The following is a 23,193-nucleotide window of genomic DNA, read 5'->3' as shown; positions in this document are numbered from 1 at the left end:
TTTTTTTGTTACATTTAATCCCATCATGAAAGAAAAATTAAATAGAATCATTCTCCCTTATCTTATAATTTCAATCACCTATTTTATTTTGTTTTCAATAATTTATTGGTTTCAAAATACATATTTAGAAATTGATGATTCCTATTTTGGATATTGGATTCCTATAATGACTTCAATAATTATTGTTTGGTTTATTGTAAGAAAGAAACTTAAACTACTTATCATTAGTGAAAAACAATATTCATTTTCTCTATTTATATTTTTTTTCCTATTAACAGCTCCAATTATAACTTTTACCTTTTATCTAAATAGGAAAAATGGTGAAATGACTTATTTAAATAACCCGGAAGAAATCTTTATAAAGCCAAAGACTTTATATTATTCAATACAAAATGCAAAAGTTGATAAATCTAACTATAGATTCTCTGTATCTAAATCAAGTGTTGATAGAGGAAATGAAATTGGCGTAGGATGTTATTATGTCTCTCCTATTGTAAATAAAAGAAAAATATTAAATGGATCACATAAATTATGGATGGGGTTATTAATTGGTCAAAAATTTAGTAATCGGGTTTTTGACAATAAGAACGAACAGGAAAAATTAATTTTTAATTTTATTGATTCATCTGCTGTTCAATTTACAAAACATCATTTTCAAACAAAATTCCTAAAAAGAATGTCTATTGGGGAGGTTGATGATTACAAAGAAGCGCTGGAAAATACAGGAATAAATACTAATGATTTAATTATTCTCCGAGAAGAAACAGGAACCTACGAAACCAGAACAGGAACAAGTTTAATTTGGACAATCATTTTACTTATCACCTCTAATATAACTTGGTTTTTATTAACAGGATTTGAAAAATTAAAAAAACAAAAGATTAAATAAGTTCTAATTTAGACTTAATTTAAAACAATATATTCTATCTTTGATAGTCATCTCAGGATACATCAGATGAATCAATTACTATGAACCCATCACAAAAGTCTTCCTATTTACCATCAAAAATAAACAGCAGCTCAGAACTTTTCTACACTCTGTTTTCCCCGGAAACAGCAAAAGCCACACTACTCATTGTTCACGGTATGCAGGAACACAGCGGAAGATATGCTGAGATTGCTAAATATTTTGCCAGTCATGGAATTGCTGTTTTGACGTATGATCATTTGGGGCACGGAAAATCTGTCAAGGAGAAAAAAGATATTGGTTTCTTCCAACTTGAAAAACCGGATGAAAGACTTGTTGCAGATGCTGAAATGATGGCAGATTATCTTACAGAAAAATATCCGGATGTTCCTCATTTTATTTTGGGACATTCTATGGGATCTTTTATCACACGTTGTCTTCTTCAAAAAGCAAGCAGTAAATTTTCGGGCGCCATCATTACAGGAACAGGCGGACCTTTGCCTGGAATAGATATATTGAGAGCTTATTTATCGTTAGCTAATACCATCGCACCGCATCATCGTACTTTCTTGAATTCTGTTTTCACTAGTGTCAACAATAAGCATTTTAAAAAGGATAAAGATTTCAGTGATACCAGCTGGCTGAGTGTCAATACAAAAAACAGAAAAGCTTTTGAGCAGGATGAACTTTGTGGAATTCCGTTTACTCATAATGCTTTTTATACTTTATTTACCATTTATAAAAGAGCCACAGCAAGGAATTGGGCTTCATCAATTTCCAAATCCTTTCCATTTTTATTTATAAGCGGGCAGAACGATCCGATTGGTGATTTTGGAAAAGGTGTGATGCAAACCGTCAACAACTTAAAAACTGACGGTTTTCAAAATGTAGATGTAAAGATCTATCCGGATATGCGTCATGAGATTTTGAATGAGGAAATACGGGAAGAAGTGCTGAAGGAAATCTCTAATTGGATTTCAAAGTATTAAAATCTCTCACAGATTATAGAGATTTCGCAGATTTTATAGAATAATAAATCATGAGAATACATATTTTCGGAGCTTCCGGTTCTGGAGTAACCACTTTAGGAAAAGCTTTGTCTGAGGAACTTAATATCGAATACTTTGACAGTGATGATTTTTTCTGGCTTAAAACCCAACAACCATTTACAGAAAGACAAAATCCTGAAATAAGAAATACTTCTGTTTCAGAGAAACTTCATACCACTGAAAACTGGATTTTTGGAGGTTCAATCATTCATTGGGGAGAAAATGTATTTCCGGCATTTGATCTGATTATATTTCTCTATCTACCTTCTGAACTCAGAATGGAAAGACTGAGAAAAAGGGAATTCGAAAGATATGGTGATGAACTGATCACCCATCCTGAAAGAGCAAAAAAATATCAGGAGTTTATGGATTGGGCCAAAGATTATGATCATAACACTGGTATTGCCAACAGAACTTTAAAAGCTCATCTTGAATGGTTATCTGACATAGATACACCTCTGATTGAACTTTCAGGGGACTATGAGTTGCCTCAAAAGATGGACATCATTTTGAATCAAATAAAACAGGGAAACTTACTTGCTAAGTAGAGATTGCTTCGCTTTGCTCGCAATGACTAAGACTTTTAAAAGAATTGTTAATTTAGGACACTGAAAAAACAAAATCAATCACCGTGACCATAGAAGAACTTATAAAAGATAAGACTGTAAAATCAAAGGAGAAAGTAGATATTATCAGCAAATGGATTGTTGATGCTTCTTTACCAACCGATGAACTGATTGCTTTCGCTGAAAAATCAAAAGATCCTGCAAAAGCAACCTGCATTGAAGCCATAGAATATGCTACGAAGCAGAATCCCAATCTGGCGGATGAAACCGTATTTTCATTTGTTACTCAAACGCTTACTGAAAAAGCACCCAGAATAAAATGGGAAAGCGCCAAAGTGATAGGCAACACCGCCCATTTATTCCCTGAAAATCTGGATCAAGCCATCACCAATCTGCTAGGAAATACTGAGCACGAAGGAACTGTGGTACGTTGGAGTGCCGCATTTGCATTGGGGGAGATTTTGAAATTGAAAACCAGTCATAATACAACCCTGCTTCCTGCTCTTGAAAGTATCAGTGAAAAGGAAGAGAAAAACAGTATCAGGAAGATTTATCTTGATGCGATTAAGAAAACGAAGAAATAATTTTTAAATTATAGAAAATAAAAACCCTGGAAATTGATTTCCAGGATTTTTTATTGTAGGTTTTGGCTAAAGCCAATGGATGACGGGCTAAAGCCCGCCCCTATTGAATTTTTTATCTTATTATAAAATAGTTTTTTGTAACTATCATCCGCGACATCTGCTAAATCCGTGAGAAATATAATAATTACTCCAGCATTAATTCTCTATCCATCCCAATCTCCTCCAGAAAAACTTCATCATGGGAAATCACCAGCAAGGTTCCATGATAGTCTTTGATAGAATTGGTAAGAATTTCCACATTCTGAAGATCAAGGTTATTCGTAGGTTCATCCAGAATAATCATATCGGGTGCTTTATTACTGATGGAAAGTCCACAAAGAAGTAATCGTAAACGCTCTCCGCCACTGAGCATACCACATTTCTTATCCCAGGTGTCTTTCCAAAATAAAAATCTGGACAATAATGTTTTCACTTCGGATTCCTGCATGGCACTGTCATTGAAAGTCTGTACAAAATCATAAAGCGTTGAGTCATTATCAATCAGGGAATATTCCTGATCAATATAGATGCTGTTGAATTCTGCCTTATTTATTTTTCCTTCCGAAGGTTCAATTTTTCCCAACAGAAGTTTTATCAGTGTAGTTTTACCAGAACCGTTTGAACCCTTCACTGAGAGTCGATCTCCGCTTCTCAATTCAAGGCTGATGTTTTCTTTCCAGAGTTTTTCTTTTCCGTAAGTGAAATTAATCTCTTCAGCAGTAACAAGGATCTTTCCTGAATGCAGATTGGAATCATTAAAATTGACTTTCATCTGACCAGAATTCTTTAAAGAGGAGCGCAGATCTCTCAAGTCACCGGAAATCCCACTGATTTTCTCAGCATGTACCCCTTTAAGTTTTGAGCTGTTTTTTTCAGCATTATTCCGGAGCGTATTCATCATAATTCTGGCTACTCCGGATTTTTCCTGCTTTCCTTTACCTCTTGCATCCAGCTTTTGCTTTCGTTCCAAGGTTTCCCGTTCTTTTTCTTTTGCTTTTTTCAGAGCCCGCTCTTTGGAATGGATATCGTTATGCAAAGCTTCCTCCTCTACTTCTTTCTGTTCTGCATAAAAGTCATAGTTTCCACCATAAGTTGCAATTCCCTGATTACTTAATTCAAATATGGAGTCCACAAGATTGAGTAAAGTACGGTCGTGGCTTACGATAACCACTGTTGCATCTGTTTTGTCAATAAGATCGTACAAGAGTTTTCTTCCTTCTCTGTCCAGGTGATTGGTCGGTTCATCCAATATGATCGTATCAGGTTGATTGATCTGAATTCCGGCAAGAAAAACTTTGGTCTTCTGCCCTCCGCTCAGGCCTTCCAGCTTTTGAGTTAATTCAAAATTTTCGAGTCCCCAATGCTCCAAAGCATGCTGACATCGTTCTTCAATATCCCAGTCGTCATTGAGCGTTTCAAAATACATTTCGTCCACTTCTCCATTGGTAATTTGTTGAAGAGCATGGAGTTTCTGATCTATTTTCAGGCATTCTGCAATGGTAAGATCATTACAGTTTCCGAATATCTGCGGTACATAAAAGATAGTACTCTGGATATTAATGTCGCCTTCCAAAGGTTGTATTTCGCCCGCGATTATTTTCAGCAGGGTTGACTTTCCCATACCGTTACTCCCTACCAGAGCAGATTTGGTATGAGACTGTATTGTTAAATTGATATGATTGAATAGAAGATTTCCTCCCGGAAACCCAAAGGATATATTTTGCAGTAAAATCATGATTTCTTTCTTAATAAAGGTTGAACACCGGCAACATCTTCGTTACCGTTTTATTGAGTCTGAAAGAAATGATATCCTACATGTCTGTATTTTTGGGTTTTGAAAGAACAAAGATACTCATTTTTCTGAATATTTGTTTTTCATCAATAATCAGGACATTTATCATGCCTACATTCCTCACCATTTCAAACACCTGCTTTTAAAATTCCTTCCTGAATCCTTTTTTTAAGGCTATACATTTCTGTTTCGTTGAAAAGCTTATCATTATTATTATTTAAACAGACTTCATCAGGATATTGAATTCTGTGATCCGGAAAACATCAAACTTTCAAACTGATAAAAACAGGAAAGTATTTTAATCAAAAATCCGTAACTTTGCCAACTACTAAAAATTTTATGGAAAGCATTAAAGTTCACGACAAAACTTTCGTTCCTTATTTAAAGGATGCCGAAATTCAGGAAATTGTAAAAGAGACAGCGTTAAGAATTTATGAAGATTACAAGGATGAAGTTCCTGTTTTCATTGGGGTGTTAAATGGAGTGGTGATGTTCTTCTCAGATCTTTTAAAATATTACCCGGGGGAATGCGAAATTGCCTTCATTCAAATGAGTTCTTATGTAGGAACTGAATCTACAGGGATCGTTTATCAGAAAATGGAGCTTACTAAAGAAGTGAAAGACCGTCACATCATTCTTGTAGAAGACATCGTAGATACAGGAAATACGGTTGAAAGTCTTTTCAAATATTTCAAGGAAACACAACGTCCTAAATCTATAAAGCTGGCTAGTTTCTTATTGAAACCTGAGATTTATAAGAAAGATTTCAAACTGGATTATATCGGAAAAGAAATTCCTAATAAGTTTGTACTTGGATACGGACTGGATTATGACGAATTAGGAAGAAACCTACCGAATTTATATCAGTTGGAAGACGGACAAATCAACCATTAATTATTGTCATTAGCTATCGGCTATTGGCTGTTAGCTTTAAATTTAATCGAAATAAAAGTAAAATATTAACTTAAAAAAGCTAAAAGCCAACAGTGTATTACTAACGGCTGGAAGCGTATCAACATTATGATAAACATTGTTCTGTTCGGCCCTCCAGGAAGTGGAAAAGGAACACAAGCTCAGAATCTAATCGAGAAATTCAATTTAAAACAGGTTTCAACAGGTGATCTTTTCAGATACAATATGAAAAATGACACTGAACTTGGAAAACTGGCTAAATCATACATCGATAAGGGAGAATTGGTTCCGGATCAGGTAACAACAGATATGCTGATCGACGAGATCAAAAAACCTACTGATACCAACGGTTTTATTTTTGACGGATATCCAAGAACAACTGCTCAGACAGAAGCTTTGGAAACCATCGTTAAAGAAGTACTGAATGATGATATTGACATCTGTCTTTCATTGGTAGTAGAGGACAAAATTTTGGTTGAAAGACTTCTGAAAAGAGGTGAAACCAGCGGAAGATCAGACGACAGCAATGTAGAGATCATCGAAAACAGAATTAAAGAATATTATACCAAAACAGCAGAAGTTGCCGAGCTTTATAAGCAGCAGGGTAAATATGTAGAGGTAAACGGTGTTGGAGAAATTGATGAGATTTCCCAAAAACTTTTCGCTGAGGTAGAGAAAATTAAATAATCGGGATACGGGTGCGGGATAGAAAATTTCCTCCCGTAGCCTGCAACTCGCAACACAAACTATATGTCTAACTTTGTAGATTACGTAAAGATCCATTGTAAAAGCGGACACGGAGGTGCTGGTTCTGCCCACCTTCGCCGTGAAAAGTATATTCCTAAAGGTGGTCCTGACGGTGGCGACGGAGGTCGTGGCGGACACGTCATCATGAGAGGAAATGCTAATGAATGGACTTTGCTTCCACTCCGATACACCCGTCACATAAAAGCAGAACGAGGTGAAAACGGAGCGAAAAACCAGCTGACAGGAGCTGACGGTTCTGATATTTATATTGATGTTCCCATTGGGACTATCGCTAAAAACGAAGAAGGTGAAATTATCGGAGAAATCCTTGATGACAAGCAGGAAATCATTTTGATGCAGGGAGGAAAAGGTGGAAAAGGAAACGAACATTTCAAATCCTCTACCAACCAGACTCCAAGATATGCTCAACCCGGAATGGACGGTGAAGAAGGCTTTGTGGTCTTCGAACTTAAAATTTTGGCCGATGTAGGACTTGTTGGATTTCCAAATGCTGGAAAATCTACACTTTTAGCATCTGTTTCTGCGGCAAAACCAAAAATTGCCAATTATGCTTTTACCACTTTAACTCCTAACCTTGGGATTGTAGATTACAGAAATTACAAATCGTTTGTAATGGCTGATATTCCCGGGATTATTGAAGGAGCAGCAGAAGGAAAAGGCTTAGGACACAGATTCCTGAGACATATTGAAAGAAACTCTATCCTTTTATTCTTAATTCCGGCTGATTCTGAAAATCATTTCCAGGAGTTTAAAATTCTTGAAAATGAATTGAAAGAATATAACCCAGAATTACTGGATAAAGATTTCATTGTTTCTGTTTCAAAATCTGACCTTTTGGATGATGAACTGAAGAAGGAAATTGCAGCAGAGTTCCCGGAAAACAAACAACCTCTGTTCTTCTCAGGTGTTACAGGAGAAGGTCTTATGGAGCTGAAAGATGCTATCTGGAAACAATTGCACGGATAGAAATACATTGATTTATCAGTTTTATTTTGAAAATAGAACTGCATCATAAAAAACAGTCTCAGATTTACTCTGAGGCTGTTTTTATTTATACAATTTCTTCCACTCAATATTTTAAACCATTAAGAAGGATGTAAGAAATAAAGTATAGTTAAGATGAATCATTCTGATTTCTTAAGCATAAAGCGAAGTTTCTCTTCATATTCTTAACACCTTAATACAATCTTAATGGTTCAAAAAATAAAAGTTTAAATAGGTTTTATATTTAATATTAAACCATTAAGAAAGATTTAAGAGATAAAGTATAGTTAAGATGAATCATTCTGATTTCTTAAGCATAAGGCGAAGCTTATCTTCATATTCTTAACACCTTAATACAATCTTAATGGTTCAAAAAAGCAAAGGGTTAAACAAGTTTCCTTTTTTATATTTAACATAAAAACATAGTAAGATGAATACTTTTGGAACAATTATTGGGAGACTCTTTTAAATTGAAAAAACTATGAAATATTTGCTAGCCATTTGTGCATTTGTGTTTTTGACATCCTGTACAACTTCTCAAAAAGTAAACTCAAAATATACAACAATTGAATATGAAGCAACTCCCTGCTTTGGATTCTGTCCTGTTTTTAAAATGACGATCAATCCGGACAGAACTGCAGTTTTTGAAGCAGAACATTTTAATTTTAATGATAAACCTTCGAAAGATGAGTTTTCAAAGCCACGTGAAGGAACTTTTAAAGGAACCATTAAAGAAGAAGATTACAATAAATTAATCAGTTTACTTGATAGCTTAAATGTAAAAGGTTTGAATGATAAATACGGTGAACACAATATCACTGATCTTCCAACCTCTTATTTAAGAATAAAATTCGCTGATGGGACTTCAAAAAATGTAGAAGATTACGGAAAACGTGGAAGCGAAAAGCTTTCGGAAGTGTATCAGTTTTTTGAAAATTTAAGAAAGAACCAGAAATGGACAAAAGTGAAATAGTTTCACTAAAAAATATTTAATTTATCTTTGTAACAGTAATTCCTTCTTTTGGGGGAATTATTTTTTTGTAAAATTATTAACCATTTAAAACAACATGAAAAAAAACTTTTTTTTCGCTTCACTATTTGTCTTTTCAGGCTTCATTAATGCCCAAACTCAACAACCCGCAAAAACAGAATCTTCTATCAGCTTTGGAGTGAAAGGAGGATATTCTTTATCCAGCATGAAACTTTTTGATGATAAACCGGATTCCAAGTCTTATTTCTATGCAGGTATTCTGGCAGAGCAACCAATATCCTCAAAATTCGGAGTACAGGCCGAGGTTCTTTATACTCAGCTAGGCGGTAAAATTTCATATCCTATAACAATACAAAATACTCAGGGTAGTTTAGGAAATATGAACTATACATATTCCCTAACTCAGATACAGGTGCCCATTTCTGCAAAGTATTATATCATTCCTAATCTTTCTGCTTCTGCTGGGATGAATATTGGTTTCAATATTTCTACAAAACAAGAAGCCAGCAGCAGGATAACCGGAACTGAGAAAAGAAATTATGATGGAGTAAAGACCTTAAACTTATTTCCATTCTTGGGAGCAGAATACAAGCTTAGCAACAAGTTTTTTGTAGATGCAAAATATAATTTCAATTTTATAGAGATAAGTAAAAACAATACTTTACCTATGAAAGTCGGTTTTCTGCAGGCTGGTGTAGGGTATAGGTTTAAATAAATCCCATGTATTTAACAGAAAAAGAATGGCGACTCACATTCGGGTGGCCATTTCTGTTTTTCAATAGTCAATAAGTCTAAAAAAGTGGAATAAGATACTTAAAAATATTTAGACTACCTTTGCAGAATGTAATTCTTTCAGACTGAAGGAATTTTTATTTAAATTTTAAAATAATTCATTTGAATTTTACAGACTTAAACTTAATAGAACCTATTGCAAAAGCAATCCAGGAGCAGGGATACACGACTCCTACTCCTATCCAGGAAAGATCCATTCCTGATATTTTGGAAGGCAGAGACTTTTTAGGTTGTGCGCAAACAGGAACAGGAAAGACAGCAGCTTTTTCCATCCCAATTCTACAGAATTTATCCAAAAATAAAATTCCCAATAAACATATAAAAGCGTTAATCCTTACTCCAACCAGAGAACTGGCTATTCAGATTGAGGAAAATATTAATGCTTACGGTAAATACCTTCCATTAAAGCAACTTGTTATTTTCGGTGGGGTAAAACAAGGAAATCAAGAGGCAGCCTTGAGAAAGGGTGTTGATATTCTGGTAGCCACTCCGGGAAGACTTCTGGACTTTATTGCACAAGGAATCATCAGCCTGAAAAACCTTGAGATTTTCGTTCTTGATGAAGCAGACAGAATGCTGGATATGGGATTCGTACATGATGTAAAAAGAATCATTAAACTTTTACCTCAGAGAAGACAGACTTTATTTTTCTCGGCAACCATGCCTGGTGAGATTCAAAAGCTGGCTAATTCTATCCTTAATAATCCTGTGAAAGTGGAAGTAACACCTGTTTCTTCTACCGCAGATACCATCAAACAATCTGTATACTTTGTAGAAAAAGACAACAAACTGAACTTGCTTTCTCACATTCTACAAAATGATATTTCAGACTCTGTATTGGTTTTTGCAAGAACGAAACATGGTGCAGATAAGATTTCCAGAAAGCTACAGAAGGATAATATCTCAGCAGAAGCGATTCATGGTAATAAATCTCAGAATGCGAGACAGAATGCATTGAACAACTTTAAATCCGGAAAAACAAGAGTTCTTGTAGCCACTGATATTGCGGCAAGAGGAATTGATATTGATGAACTGAAATTCGTTATCAATTTTGAGCTTTCCGATGTTTCTGAAACCTATGTACACCGAATCGGAAGAACAGGAAGAGCCGGAGCTGAAGGTAATTCTATATCTTTTGTAGACGGACTTGATCTTTTGAATTTAAAGAATACCGAAAAACTAATTGGGAAGAAAATTCCTGTGATCAAGGATCATCCGTTCCATACTGATGACCTGGTAGCACAGAAAAGGGATTCTAATAACAAACCTGTAGCTGCAGGCGGTGGAAAACCTAAAACAGGTAATGGTAATACTTCAAGACCGAATAACAACCGTAAAAAGCCTTCTGCGGGAGCTTCGGTAGGGTTTAAAAAACCTAAAAATAAGAACTTCACCAGAAAAAAATAAAATAAAAGTCCTTTTCAAAGAAAAGGACTTTTTTATTGATCGTTTATTATTATTCTGTTTTTTGTTTTGTATAGCAGTAACCTATAATACAAAATGGTAAACAGGCTGCCAGATACGTGGTAGAAAAGAAATTATTCTGGTAAGAAAATCCTAAAGTGAAGTACTGTTCACTTACAAAACTCAACATCACCAAAAAAAGAATATAGGCTGAAAAGTAAAATACGGTTTCTATTTTTTTAACATAGAAGGAAAGGATAACCGACAGCATCATAAAGAACAGCATAACAAATTTATTGCTTTGTCCCTGAAGATTAAGAGGATTATATTGCAATACATGCTCCATACTTTTAGCAGGCAGCAGAACGGATGCCAATAATATTGCTGCCGTCAGTAAAAAACTGAGTCCAAATTTTATTTTATTTTTCCAGCTGGTTTTCAAAAAAGGATGTAATAAAAAGATGATTAAAGGAATGATTACCACACTTCTTGTAAGGCATAGAATTCCTATGCATATTCCCAGCAGAAAGGGTCTTTTAAAATAATCATCTTTAAACATTCTGTTCCAAAAAAGAATAAAGGCCGCAACTGCAATAAAGGAAGAGATAAAATCACTCTTACAGACCACTTCATAAATATAAGCCAGGGAAATACCTAACATGCCTATGGCAAGAAATCTATGAAAATTGCTCTTAAATTCTAAAAAGATAACATAGGAAAACAGTAAAAAGGCTGCAACCTGAAGATATCCGACATTTCCTAAAAAATAAAAAACACTTGACAAAAGCAATTGCCCGGGAAGATAAGATGATAAATTTCCCATGAAATTTGGAGTATCATAGATGTATTCTCCTTTTGTCCAATGTTGTACAGAAAATTCTAACGTCGCCCATCTGTCAATATTCATTTTGTAAGGATCTTTCATCACATGGCACATTGCAATGTAAGCAATCGTTATAAAAACGATAAGAAGATATACAGATTTCCTGGTCCATAATTTTTTCAACCAGGACCATTTTCCTAAAGAAAATAATAATAAATTGCCCCCTGAAAAAAGAATAATTAAAATAGTAAGAGGAACAAAAGACTGTCTGATTCCATATTTCGTCAGAAATAAAAGATTAATGATGAAATAAACAGCAAACAGTAATATGCTATTCAACCTGTTGCTCCTAATAAAATTTAACAGGGCACTCATTAATTATGGGATTTGAAAAATGTTTTTAGCATTTTCTGTCGTGATACGGTCTATCTCAGAAAAATCTTTTCCATAGATATTCACCAACTTTCCGGCAACCAGATCAAGATAAGAGCTTTCATTTCTTTTTCCTCTGTGAGGAACCGGAGCCAGGTAAGGAGAATCTGTTTCCAGAACAATTTTATCCAATGGAATTTCACTCAGAAACTGGTCTATTTTTCCATTTTTAAAGGTCACTACTCCACCGATCCCTAAAATAAAATTAAGATCAATCGCGTGCTGTGCCTGTTCCAGATTTCCTGAAAAACAATGAAAGATTCCTCTTAATTTAGGGTGTTTTTTTCTTTCCAGTACTTCAAACGTCTCATCAAAACTTTCTCTTGTGTGGATCACAATCGGAAGATCCTTTTCTATCGCCCAGTCGATCTGCTGTTCGAAAGCTTTCACCTGAATATCAAGTGTTGTTTTATCCCAATACAGATCAATTCCGATCTCTCCTATTGCCGGAAAATGTCTCTGATCAAGATAATTTTTTACGATTTCAAGTTCCTTTTCCCATGATTCAGGTTTTACATAGCAAGGATGTAATCCCATCATTGAAAAAATCTGTCCCGGATATTCTGTTTCCAGCTGCAGCATTTTTTCATGCGATTCAGAATCAATAGCAGGAAGATAAAATTCTGTAATCCCTTTATCTAAAGCTCTCTGAATGGCTTCTTTTCTGTCTTCATCAAATTCTTCTGCGTATAGATGTGTATGTGTATCAATCATTTTATTTAAAATTTCAATAGATCTTCATAAGGATTTTCCAGTCCCAGCAATAGTCCGAAAGCGGGTTCTGTCTTTATTCCCTGTTTTTTAAGTTCTATTATTTTTTGTTTAAATTTTTCTCCTTTTTCCTGTAATATTTTGTATTCAGCAACCATATGAAGATAGGCATTCTGCTCTGTTGTAGGTTTATTCTGTCCAAAAATCTCGATGGGAAGCCCTTCCAGCATAAAATTTAATGTAATGCATTTCTCCCCATTTACAATGGGATATTCCACTTCTACATCATGAGGAATAAGCTGACAAAATAGTAAATCATCCAGAAAGTCCTGTTCATATTTTAAATCCACCTCGAAAATAAGATCCAGATCACTTCCTTTGATATCAATCTCAATAGGAACAGTTCCTGCTAAAATTGGGGAATAATCCTTCAATTTATCAAAAACACGATATTTTGTAAGAATTTCGTACGCTTTTTTCTGTCTTTCATTTCCATCTTTCAGATAGTCAATTCTGGTGAAATCAAGCATTTAAAATATTTTATGTTTTACTTTTTTACGCTGTACTTCAATTCTCTGATCCAGTTTTTCTCTGAATTCTATAAACTTAGGATCTTTCTTATCACTGGTTTTATGTTCCAGCGCTCTCATAATCTTAAAGTTTTCTTTGATAAAATCCTGTGTTTCTTCTGAAAAATAAGATTTTCCAAACTTCTCAAAAATATAATTCACCGCCTGTGTACTGGGATGAATCATATCTTCCTTGTAAAAACGATAATCCCGGAGATCGTCCATTAAAATCTCATAGACCGGCAGATAATGACAGTCTTCAAACATTGAAATAGATTCATGGATCGCCGTAATCAGCTTGGATTTGCTCAATTGATTTTCCACCATTCCGTCTTTTGTATGCCTTACAGGTGAAACGGTAAACAGGATTTGTACTCCTTCTTTGCAAATATCCTTAAGGTCCAGAATAGTCTGGTAAATTGAAGTGGTGAGTTCCTGATGGGAAAGCAGTCCTTTTTCAAAAAACTTTTGTGGAATTTTGTGACAATTGGCCACCAGCTTTTTCTTGGGAAGGAATTCATAGATAAATGAAGATCCGTAGGTGATAATGATCCAGTCAGCTTCCTGAAGAAAGGCATTTCCCGCTTCAATAGCTCCATTAATCTTATCTAAGGTCTGATGAATATATCGGGTATCAAAACTGGTGTGATGATCCAGAGAAATATATTCTTCATTGTAAGTAATCAGTTCCTCTTCTTCATAAAATGCAGAGTCATGTAATCTGTTGACCGCATTATTGATAGAAAAAGGATTAAAAATAGTCCCAAAAGGGTTATTGAGGGTCTGAAGTTGTCCGTCCTGGAGTAAATCCGTCATCTCAGAGGCAAAACATGATCCTATTGAAAATATTTTATCTTCAATCTCAATCTTCTTTTCTGATGCGGGAATATCAACTTCTGTTCTGAATTTCATTGTATAAGGATTAGGTTGCAGGAAATAAGTAGCGGGCAAATTGCTGTTACCTGCTACCTACCCTCTGCTACCTATATTAACTTTCTCTTCTCAACAAATAATTTGCCAGTTCGATAAAAGGTTTTTTCTTTTCTTCAGGAACATCAATTTTCTGAAGATAGCTTTGTCCGATCTCATTATGCTTTTCAATCAGACGTAATGCTTTTTCATCCACTTTTGTTCTTCTGAAAATCTTTTCTACTCCATATACTTTATCAACATTTTCAGTCTTCTTAGAATACCAGTAGTCTAATTCTTTTCTTTCTTCATCTGTAGCATGTTCTCTTGCCAGCAGATACAGAACAGTTTTCTTGTTTTCGTAAATGTCTCCAGCATGCTTTTTTCCAAACTGCGCCTGATCTCCGAATACATCAAGATAATCATCCATGATCTGGAAAGCAATTCCGATATGTTTTCCGAAGTTGAAAATAGCTTTAGCATCTTTAAAGTCAGCTCTTGCAATCAAAGCTCCGATTTCAAATGAAGAAGCACTCAATACTCCGGTTTTGTAAGTAATCATTCTGATGTAATCATCAAAAGTAACATCTTTCTGAGTCTCAAAATTGATATCATACTGCTGTCCTTCACATAGCAAAAGCCCTGTGTGGGTAAATATTCTGATACAAGCTTTGAAAATTTCAGGTTCAAGATCTTCAAAAAACTTATATGCTTTCAACATCAGTCCGTCTCCGGAAAGAATTCCTACGTTAAGACCGTGTAAAGTATGAATGGTAGGTTTGTTTCTTCTTAAAGGAGCTTCGTCCATAATATCATCATGGATCAGGGTGAAGTTATGGAAAAACTCGATAGCCAATGCCGGCTTGATTGCCTGCTTAAGATCTCCACCGAACATATCACATGCCATCAGCACCATAATAGGACGAAGACGTTTTCCACCATGGGAAATAATATAATTCATCGGATCATAGAGCTCCGAAGGTTTATCTTTAAAAGTATATTTAGTGATGGCATCTGCAACAATCTGCTGGTATCTGTCTAAAAATTCCATAAAATCTTATAATTTGAACAAAAATACGATTTTTCAAGGCTTTATAAAACAAAAAATCTCATCGTTTTAATGAGGATTTTTATGATTATTTTTTATTCTAGAAAATTGTTAAATTTCGTTTTATTTTCTTCAATTCTTTTTCTGTACTCAGGAGTATTAATTTTACCTTGAGAAGGATCATTGATATATTCTTTACGTTTTTCAATGTATTGAGCCTGAGTAATTAACAATCCTTTTTTATATTCTATCGGCAAATTCATTTTAGTTAGAGAAAGAAGCTCAAAATTAAAGTATTTGTTTTCATCATTGACCTTTAAAATCAGTCCCGGAAGACCTTTAAATTTATAAGGACCATCATAAACAGGAATCTCATAAGTAAACCATGCTATAAATCTTCTCTTTCCAACTTTAGCAACAGCTTTTGTACATGTATATCCCTGAATAACTTTATGAGTCAAGTTATCAACCTCCCAATGAATATTTTCTGCATGAAAGGTATAAAAATCCTTACCTAAATGGTTTGATATATAGAGAGAATCATGATCCTTATACACAGAATGCCTTACTTTCGATTGTAATAACTTTCCGGGTTCTACAATACTACCTGTCTTCATTGCAATTTCCAGCTGCTTCTTAAAACCATCCGAAAATGCTTTATAGTTCTCACTATAATAAACAGACCTTTTACCATTAGTCAGGAGTATCATAGGCTCTGAAACAACGCTTTCCATATTCAAAGTATCTGCTATATATGAAAAGTTGTATTTGACTTCCAGTATGGAAATATCACTCCCCAATTTAGGAGACTGACTTTTAATCAAGATTAAAAGAAAATAAAAAAATATACTGAGATTCTTTTTCATAAAAAATAAATACAAACTATATCAATCGGCATCAGATAATATTAAACAGGAGGGTTTTCATAGCTGGCATGGCCGCAATCCTGCTGATTATACATTTCCCATTCATTATTTACACAATCATACGTGTCAAAATCAGTATCTAGAATAGTTTGATAGGTAGTTCCACAAACAGTCTTTAGCGTTATTAAATAGCGTGTAAATACCACTGATTGTGTCGTTTTTTCATTCTTAAAATCAGAATTATGGGTTTTATTCTCATTGGCTTTAATAAGTCCTGCCAATATAAATACTGAAAGAAGTAATAGTTTTTTCATTGTAATTTGTATTTAATAAGATTTTTTGTTCAGAAGTATTTCGCAAAACCTTTGTCCTAATATATAAAACAAACCCGATGTAAAACAATAGAAATCAACAAAATAAGAATCTCATTTCAAACAAAATACAAAAACATAAATCACAATAATAAACATCTTGTTTTGAATTAATAATTTAAATTTCAACACTGTACAATAACAAAAAAAACTTTGCCCAAATGGACAAAGTTTATATAATTGTATGATTTGTTTTTTAGAAAAGGAAGGTTACTGCAAGATAAGTAATTGCCGCTACTATTGCAGAGATTGGAATGGTTAAAACCCAAGCCCAAAGTAAGCTTACAGTGATTCCCCATCTTACCGCTGAAATTCTTTTCGTTAATCCTACCCCGATGATAGAACCTGTAATCGTGTGTGTAGTAGATACAGGAATACCGAAGTGGTCTGTGATGAATAAGGTAATAGCACCTGCCGTTTCTGCACTTACTCCTTCTAATGAAGTTACCTTAGTAATCTTAGTTCCCATTGTTTTAATAATCTTCCAACCACCGCTCATGGTACCTAAACCAATAGCAAGGAAAGAAACCAAAGGAACCCAGATATAATGCTGTGCAAAATAATCAAAACGTTCTGCAGAAGGAATATTCAAATACTGCGCATCCTGAAGCATATTAACGTGATAATAGATTACTGCTGCACCAATGATCCCCATTACTTTCTGGGCATCATTCAAACCGTGTCCCAAGCTGAATAAAGCTGAAGAAGCCAACTGTAATCTTTTGAAAGACTGGTCTGCTTTATGTGGGTTTGATCTTTTATAAAGGTGTACGATAATCAGAGTAATAATGATCGAGATAATCATCCCTATAATCGGTGCCATGAAAATGAACAGGAAAATAGGAATTACTTTATCAAACTTTACGACACCCTGTTGTGTTACCTGGCTGAAAGCTTCTTTAATGGTATCCCACATCCCAAGCCCTGGTTGTGCTGCAGCTACATCATGATAATCCATCATGAAAGCGTGCATAAGAGCTGCTCCTAAGAAACCTCCGATCAGCGTATGTGAAGATGATGAAGGGATCCCGAACCACCATGTCAAAAGGTTCCAGGCAATTGCGGCGATAAGGCCGGAAAATATAACCTCAAGAGTGATAAAATTCTCATTAACTGTTTTGGCAATTGTATTACCAATTTTGAATTCTCCAATAATGTAAGCAGCGATAAAGAACGCTGCAAAGTTCCAAAGTGCCGCCCAAAGTACAGCCTGGAATGGAGTTAAAACTTTTGTAGAAACTATAGTTGCAATTGAGTTGGCTGCATCATGGAAACCATTGATATAATCGAAGATCAGGGCCAGCGCAATAATAACTACAAGTAAAATCGGAAATTCCATTTTTTGCTATGTATTAGGCGTATTTAATCATGATGTTCTCAATCGTATTGGCAACATCTTCTGCTTTGTCTGTTACAATTTCAAGGTAGTTTAATACGGATGAAACTTTAATAATGTTGATGGCATCATTGGTTTCAAATAATTCTACCATTGAGTTGGAAAGCAAATCGTCAGCAATATTCTCAATAGAGTTCACCTTAATACAAGCTTCTTTCACCTGCTCCATATTTTTGAACCCTTTAAGGTTTTTCATTGCATTCTGAATTTCAAGACATGCTTTGTGGATCAATAAAGAGAAGTCTGAATACGCCTTCATCTCAGGTGATTTGTAAAGGAAAATATATTTTGTGGATGCGTAGATATAATCAGCGATATCATCAAGTCCTGTTGCCAGTGTGTGAATGTCTTCACGGTCAAAAGGTGTAATGAAGTTCTTCCCTAATTCTACGAAAATTTCGTGAGTAAGTTCATCATTCTTGTGTTCAAAGTCGCTCATTTTCTTCAACATTGAATCGTCATTAAGATCGAAATCCTTGATTCCTGTGTTGAATTCTTCTGACATTGCAACTAGATTTTCAGTTACTTTTTCGAAAAGTACAAAGAAGATTTTATCTTTTGGTTGAAAAGCGTGGAAAATATTACCAATTCCCATTTTTTAGTATTTATAATTCGTGTGCAAATTTCTTAAAAAAGGATTGTACGTGAAACTATATAACATTAAGTTTTGTTAACATTCGCTTAACTACTGATTATCAAATAAAAAAACCGGCATTAATGCCGGTTTTGTATGGTATAAGAAGAGATTAGTTTGCTACTTCAGCTCTCATATCTTTTCCTTTGAACTTCATCGATTGAATATTGCTCAATACATTGTCTTTGAACGATTTTTCAACTTCGAAGAAAGAGAATTTCTCAAGGATCTCGATATCACCGATTTCAGCTCTTTTCTTGCTTTTTCCGCCAGCAGTAGCCTTGTTAATAATATCTAAAACATCAAGTTTCTTCAAGTGGTCTTTTTTACCAAGGTTGAAGAAGAATCTTACCATATTTTCATCTCTTCTTCTTGGCTTTCCGCCACGATCTCTGTCTCTTCCACGCTCTCCTCTATCTCTGTCGCGACCTCTATCTCTGTCTCTGTCACGTCCACGGTCTCTTCTTGAGTAGTCGTCATCTCTGTTGCTTAATTTCTGCTCAACAAGGTCATGCTTGTCTTTGTAGTATAAAGCAAGATCTTTCAACTGGAACTGTAGAAGCTGGTGTACCAGTTCTTCTTTTGTAAAGTTGCTCAGATCCGGGATTAAGCTATCATCAAATTCGAAAAGATCTTCGTGCTCCGTCAATAATTTCTCGAATACACCTCCTACCTGAGCTTTGATAATATCTTCACCTGTAGGGATAAATCTTTCGTTGATCTCAATTTTCGTTGCCGATTTGATCTGCTTCAGTTTTCTGCTTTCTTCAGGCTTGATTAAAGCCATAGAAATACCATCTTTTCCAGCTCTACCTGTTCTACCGCTTCTGTGAACGAATACTTCAGGATCATCTGGTAAAGAGAAGTGAATAACGTGAGTTAAAGAGTTTACATCCAATCCTCTTGCTGCAACGTCTGTCGCTACAAGAATATCAATGTTTTTCAATCTGAATTTCTTCATTACCGTATCTCTCTGCGCCTGAGAAAGATCACCATGAAGAGCATCAGCTGCATATCCGTTCTGCATTAAGAAATCAGCAACCTCCTGAGTTTCCATTCTCGTTCTACAGAAGATGATGGAATACTGGTTAGGGTTAGCATCAATTAATCTTTTTAATGCTTCTTTTTTCTGACGGTATCCTACAACATAGTATTCGTGAGTAATGTTCTTCTTCACTTCGTTGATAGAACCTACTGAAATACGATGTGGTTTTGTAAGATAATTTTTGGAAATTCTTTCCACTTCTTTATTCATCGTTGCAGAGAATAAGAAAGTTTGTTTCGTTTCCGGAGTTTCGCTTAGAATGGTTTCCAATTCATCCTTGAATCCCATAGAAAGCATTTCATCAGCTTCGTCTAATACTAACCAATGAATCGCAGAAAAGTCTAATGCTTTTCTGTTGATAAGATCAATTACTCTTCCCGGAGTTCCCACGATAATTTGTGGCTTGTCCTTCAAAGATCTCATCTGCTCTACAATACTACTTCCACCATAAACCGCAGTTGTCTTGATGTCTTTCATATACTTAGAGTAATTCTTTATGTCCTTCGAAATCTGAAGACATAATTCCCGTGTCGGACAAAGCACCAATAATTGGATTTTGCGACTCGTATCGTCAATCATATCCAAAATCGGAAGCGAAAACGCTGCTGTTTTGCCTGTCCCTGTCTGCGCAAGTGCGATCAAGTCGCGAATATCTGAAAGAATAAAAGGGATAGTCTGTTTTTGGATTTCTGTTGGGCTTTCGTAGCCCAGTTCGCCAATTGCCTTAAGGATATCAGGACTTAAATTGGTTTCCGTAAATAAATTCATTAACTATTTTAAAATTTTTGCAAAGATACAATAAATATTTGATTTGTTTTTGAATAAATTTTTAAATATCCAAACTTAAATTCACAATCCTTTAATATATTTTTAATTTTTGGAAAATTAAATCTAAAAAAACAAGCCTTAGGTTAAAAAGTTGTTAAACATTGTTTTTTTTTATTAAATTGGATTGATTTTTTCTGTGATATTTATGAATTTTCAAAAATAAAGCCATGAAAAGCAAATTTTTCTTTTTGATATTCTCGTGCATAGTCGTTGAAATATTTGCCCAAACTCCCAATTATCCGTCCGCATGGACTCTGGAAAATTGTATTGAATACGCTAAGGAAAATAATATTTCCATCAATTCCCTCAGGCTTTCTAAAAATTCTGCCCAACAGGATCTTCTTCAGGCAAAAGATGCAAAATACCCCAACGTAAGCGGAACTGTTTCACAAGGACTATTTGCCCTTAACGGAGGTGACGGGCTTTACATGACAGGAGCACAGTCACAAAGTATCGGAGCCAATTCTTCCATGACCCTTTATCATGCCAACTATATTAAAAACAATGAAGCTTCTAAGAATCTTCTTGTGCAAATGGCAGATTTGTCTGTACAAGAATCCGAAAACAATATCACACTCAACATCACCCAGGCCTATCTGAACATTCTGATGAACCAGGAAAACATCATTTCCCTTGAAAATGTTCTGAAAACCACCCAAACTCAGTTAAAACAAGGTGATCAGTTGTATAAAGCCGGAAGCCTTTCCAAGTTAAATTATCTTCAGATCCAGTCTCAGGTCGCCCAGGATCAGTACAACCTGGTAGCCGCTCAGAACAATCTACGTACCAATACTGTTAACTTAAAACAAATTCTACAGCTGCCTTCAGGTTATGATTTTCAGATTGTAAAACCCGACAGTATTATCGTTGATGATCAGTTGAACCCCTTACAAGATGTTCAAAACCTGGCACAAAATCAACGCCCGGAAGTAAAATACGGTGAACTGAATGTAGAAAATTCCAATACGAATCTGAAAATGGCAAAAGCCTCTATTCAGCCTACATTAAGTCTGGTAGGAAATATTTCCACCAATTATTCCAACGGAAACGGAAATTATTTTAACCAATTGGGAAACAATTTTTATATGCCCATCGGATTAAGTCTTGGCATTCCGATTTACAACAACAGAATTTACAAAACACAGATTGAGAAATCAAAAATCGCCATTGAACAAGCCAATCTCGATTTACAAAACACCAAAACGATCCTAAATCAACAGGTAGAACAGTCTTATATCAATCTTCAGAATGCTTTGTCTCAATATGATTCAGCTTCTCAACAAATGAATATCAGCAAGCAGAGTTATGACATCGTAAATGCCCAGATGAAAATCGGAAGCATTGATTACGTACAGCTTCAGCAACAACGGTTGCTTTATATACAGTCTGTTCAGAATTATCTTCAGGCAAAATATACAGCAATTCTCAATAAACAGATCTACGAATTTTACGCAGGTAACCCTATAAATCTAAAGTAAGCTATGAAAACAAAGAATAAAAAATGGTTGTACTGGGTTGTGGGCGGCATCATTGCAATAGGTGCAGTCTGGTTTTTCTTCATCAGAGAAAAAGAAATAAAAATACAACTGGAGACCGTGAAGCCTGAAATGGGAGAAATTTCAAATTCCATTACCGCTACGGGAACCATTCAGCCTGTAGATACTGTTGCAGTAGGTACTCAGGTATCGGGAATCATTAAAAATATTTATGTGGATTTCAATTCTACCGTAAAAAAAGGTCAATTACTGGCCACTTTAGATCCGGATCTGCTTCAATACCAGTCACAGCAGATCAAAGCCAACCTGCAGAATGCAAAAAGCAATCTTGCTTACAATGAAATCAATATCAACAGACAGTCCCAATTGTACAAAGTGGGTGCTATCAGCAAAGCGGATTATGATGTTGCCACGAATCAGTACAATGCTGCAAAAGCGCAGGTAGGTTCAGTGAATGCTCAGCTTTCTACTGCCAATAAAAATCTGTCGTTAACTAATATTTATTCGCCAATTGACGGAACGGTACTCAACAGAAATGTAAGTGAGGGACAGACAGTGGCTTCAAGCTTCAGTACTCCTACCCTTTTCAGTATTGCCAAGGATCTTACCAAGATGAGAGTACGTGCCTCCGTGGACGAAGCGGATATCGGAAATGTAAAAGTAGGTCAGAAAGCCACATTTACAGTAGATGCATTTCCTGATGAGACTTTTGATGGTGAGGTTTCGGAAGTTCGCCTTCATCCTACCGTTTCATCAAATGTTGTGAATTATACCACCATCATTAATGCAGATAATTCAAGCTTAAAACTAAAGCCGGGAATGACAGCCAATATCACAATTTACACTCAGGTTTTAGACAACATTCTGAAAATTCCGGTAGCGGCTACGAGTTTCAGACCTGACAGTCTGGTGATCAAAAAATACAAAGTAAACGCTCCATTTGCCAATGGTAAAAAACATGAAAAAGGACAATGGAAAAATCAAAACAAAGGAACTGAAAACAAAAACGAAGCTGCGGTATGGGTGATTGCAAAAGACAGTACCATTTCCCGTAAAAAGATAAAAACAGGAATGGATAACGACACCGAAATACAGGTTATTTCAGGATTAACTAAAAACGACAATATCATCACCGGCTATAAAGTTCTGTCGAAAAAATCTTCTGGCGGACAAGCTAAAAGCCCATTCATGCCTCAAAGAAGAGGTAGTGGAAACAACAGAAACAGCGGTGGTGGTGGCGGACCAAGATAACAAGAGTTTATATTCCTGTCCAATCA

General features: G+C 35.3%; 23 protein-coding genes. 12 read left to right on the top strand and 11 right to left on the bottom strand.

Annotated features, from left to right (window positions below):
* Positions 1-25: 25 nt before the first annotated feature.
* From ACMA47_RS23840 to ACMA47_RS23825, 4 genes are all read left to right on the top strand, one after another.
* Positions 26-889 carry a hypothetical protein gene (locus tag ACMA47_RS23840; protein WP_413931799.1) on the top strand — a complete coding sequence of 288 codons (864 nt, stop codon included), beginning with the start codon at positions 26-28 and terminating at the stop codon, positions 887-889.
* An 80-nt stretch (positions 890-969) separates the two neighbouring features.
* The gene (locus ACMA47_RS23835; protein ID WP_413931798.1) at positions 970-1,896 is read left to right on the top strand and encodes an alpha/beta fold hydrolase; all 927 of its coding nucleotides are present in this window, start codon (positions 970-972) and stop codon (positions 1,894-1,896) included.
* Positions 1,897-1,946: 50 nt separating this feature from the next.
* On the top strand, positions 1,947-2,504 hold the full coding sequence (locus tag ACMA47_RS23830) for an AAA family ATPase (RefSeq protein ID WP_413931797.1): 558 nt from the start codon (positions 1,947-1,949) through the stop codon (positions 2,502-2,504).
* Positions 2,505-2,587: 83 nt separating this feature from the next.
* Positions 2,588-3,106 (top strand): HEAT repeat domain-containing protein, encoded by a 519-nt coding sequence (locus ACMA47_RS23825; RefSeq protein WP_413931796.1) that lies wholly within the window; start codon positions 2,588-2,590, stop codon positions 3,104-3,106.
* A 184-nt stretch (positions 3,107-3,290) separates the two neighbouring features.
* On the opposite strand, the gene ACMA47_RS23820 is transcribed toward ACMA47_RS23825, so the two are convergent.
* A complete protein-coding gene (locus tag ACMA47_RS23820; protein ID WP_413931795.1) occupies positions 3,291-4,880 on the bottom strand; it encodes an ABC-F family ATP-binding cassette domain-containing protein in 1,590 nt (529 codons plus the stop codon).
* 396 nt (positions 4,881-5,276) lie between these two features.
* Between ACMA47_RS23820 and ACMA47_RS23815 the strand changes: the two genes are divergently transcribed.
* The 6 genes from ACMA47_RS23815 to ACMA47_RS23790 all read left to right on the top strand — a co-directional run bounded on the left by ACMA47_RS23815 (position 5,277) and on the right by ACMA47_RS23790 (position 10,791).
* Positions 5,277-5,831, top strand: a complete 555-nt coding sequence (locus tag ACMA47_RS23815) for a phosphoribosyltransferase (protein WP_034697447.1) — start codon at positions 5,277-5,279, stop codon at positions 5,829-5,831.
* A 126-nt stretch (positions 5,832-5,957) separates the two neighbouring features.
* Complete coding sequence (locus tag ACMA47_RS23810; RefSeq protein ID WP_047374143.1) at positions 5,958-6,536, top strand: adenylate kinase; 579 nt, start codon at positions 5,958-5,960, stop codon at positions 6,534-6,536.
* A 63-nt stretch (positions 6,537-6,599) separates the two neighbouring features.
* On the top strand, positions 6,600-7,583 hold the full coding sequence (obgE, locus tag ACMA47_RS23805) for a GTPase ObgE (RefSeq protein ID WP_079240760.1): 984 nt from the start codon (positions 6,600-6,602) through the stop codon (positions 7,581-7,583).
* Positions 7,584-8,082: 499 nt separating this feature from the next.
* Positions 8,083-8,574, top strand: a complete 492-nt coding sequence (locus tag ACMA47_RS23800; protein ID WP_413931794.1) for a DUF6438 domain-containing protein — start codon at positions 8,083-8,085, stop codon at positions 8,572-8,574.
* A 94-nt stretch (positions 8,575-8,668) separates the two neighbouring features.
* A complete protein-coding gene (locus ACMA47_RS23795) occupies positions 8,669-9,307 on the top strand; it encodes a porin family protein (RefSeq protein WP_413931793.1) in 639 nt (212 codons plus the stop codon).
* Between the two features lie 179 nt (positions 9,308-9,486).
* Positions 9,487-10,791, top strand: coding sequence for a DEAD/DEAH box helicase (locus tag ACMA47_RS23790; protein ID WP_079240756.1), 1,305 nt, complete (start codon positions 9,487-9,489; stop codon positions 10,789-10,791).
* Positions 10,792-10,840: 49 nt separating this feature from the next.
* Here ACMA47_RS23790 and ACMA47_RS23785 read toward each other — a convergent pair whose 3' ends face one another.
* From ACMA47_RS23785 to ACMA47_RS23740, 10 genes are all read right to left on the bottom strand, one after another.
* Complete coding sequence (locus ACMA47_RS23785) at positions 10,841-11,950, bottom strand: hypothetical protein (protein WP_413931792.1); 1,110 nt, start codon at positions 11,948-11,950, stop codon at positions 10,841-10,843.
* A 39-nt stretch (positions 11,951-11,989) separates the two neighbouring features.
* Entirely contained in the window at positions 11,990-12,757 is a 768-nt protein-coding gene (locus tag ACMA47_RS23780) for a TatD family hydrolase (protein WP_413931791.1), read from the bottom strand.
* A 5-nt stretch (positions 12,758-12,762) separates the two neighbouring features.
* Positions 12,763-13,284, bottom strand: a complete 522-nt coding sequence (locus tag ACMA47_RS23775) for a DUF4269 domain-containing protein (protein ID WP_413931789.1) — start codon at positions 13,282-13,284, stop codon at positions 12,763-12,765.
* Complete coding sequence (locus ACMA47_RS23770) at positions 13,285-14,235, bottom strand: GSCFA domain-containing protein (protein WP_413931788.1); 951 nt, start codon at positions 14,233-14,235, stop codon at positions 13,285-13,287. It lies immediately after the preceding gene.
* Positions 14,236-14,311: 76 nt separating this feature from the next.
* The gene (locus tag ACMA47_RS23765; RefSeq protein WP_034697588.1) at positions 14,312-15,283 is read right to left on the bottom strand and encodes a polyprenyl synthetase family protein; all 972 of its coding nucleotides are present in this window, start codon (positions 15,281-15,283) and stop codon (positions 14,312-14,314) included.
* 92 nt (positions 15,284-15,375) lie between these two features.
* Complete coding sequence (locus tag ACMA47_RS23760) at positions 15,376-16,146, bottom strand: GLPGLI family protein (protein WP_413931786.1); 771 nt, start codon at positions 16,144-16,146, stop codon at positions 15,376-15,378.
* Positions 16,147-16,187: 41 nt separating this feature from the next.
* Positions 16,188-16,460 carry a hypothetical protein gene (locus ACMA47_RS23755; RefSeq protein WP_413931784.1) on the bottom strand — a complete coding sequence of 91 codons (273 nt, stop codon included), beginning with the start codon at positions 16,458-16,460 and terminating at the stop codon, positions 16,188-16,190.
* Positions 16,461-16,713: 253 nt separating this feature from the next.
* Positions 16,714-17,856, bottom strand: coding sequence for an inorganic phosphate transporter (locus ACMA47_RS23750; RefSeq protein ID WP_034700227.1), 1,143 nt, complete (start codon positions 17,854-17,856; stop codon positions 16,714-16,716).
* 13 nt (positions 17,857-17,869) lie between these two features.
* Positions 17,870-18,508 (bottom strand): DUF47 domain-containing protein, encoded by a 639-nt coding sequence (locus ACMA47_RS23745; protein ID WP_027374906.1) that lies wholly within the window; start codon positions 18,506-18,508, stop codon positions 17,870-17,872.
* Between the two features lie 151 nt (positions 18,509-18,659).
* Positions 18,660-20,360, bottom strand: coding sequence for a DEAD/DEAH box helicase (locus ACMA47_RS23740; RefSeq protein ID WP_336704687.1), 1,701 nt, complete (start codon positions 20,358-20,360; stop codon positions 18,660-18,662).
* A gap of 227 nt (positions 20,361-20,587) precedes the next feature.
* On the opposite strand from ACMA47_RS23740, the gene ACMA47_RS23735 reads away from it, so the two are divergent.
* Positions 20,588-21,898, top strand: a complete 1,311-nt coding sequence (locus ACMA47_RS23735) for a TolC family protein (RefSeq protein ID WP_413931783.1) — start codon at positions 20,588-20,590, stop codon at positions 21,896-21,898.
* 3 nt (positions 21,899-21,901) lie between these two features.
* Entirely contained in the window at positions 21,902-23,167 is a 1,266-nt protein-coding gene (locus tag ACMA47_RS23730) for an efflux RND transporter periplasmic adaptor subunit (RefSeq protein WP_413931782.1), read from the top strand.
* Positions 23,168-23,193: the final 26 nt, after the last annotated feature.

Source organism: Chryseobacterium sp. T20 (genome assembly GCF_047345655.1).
GTDB lineage: Bacteria > Bacteroidota > Bacteroidia > Flavobacteriales > Weeksellaceae > Chryseobacterium.
The sequence above is the reverse complement of the archived record's forward strand: the minus strand, read 5'-3'. Positions and strand labels throughout refer to the sequence as shown.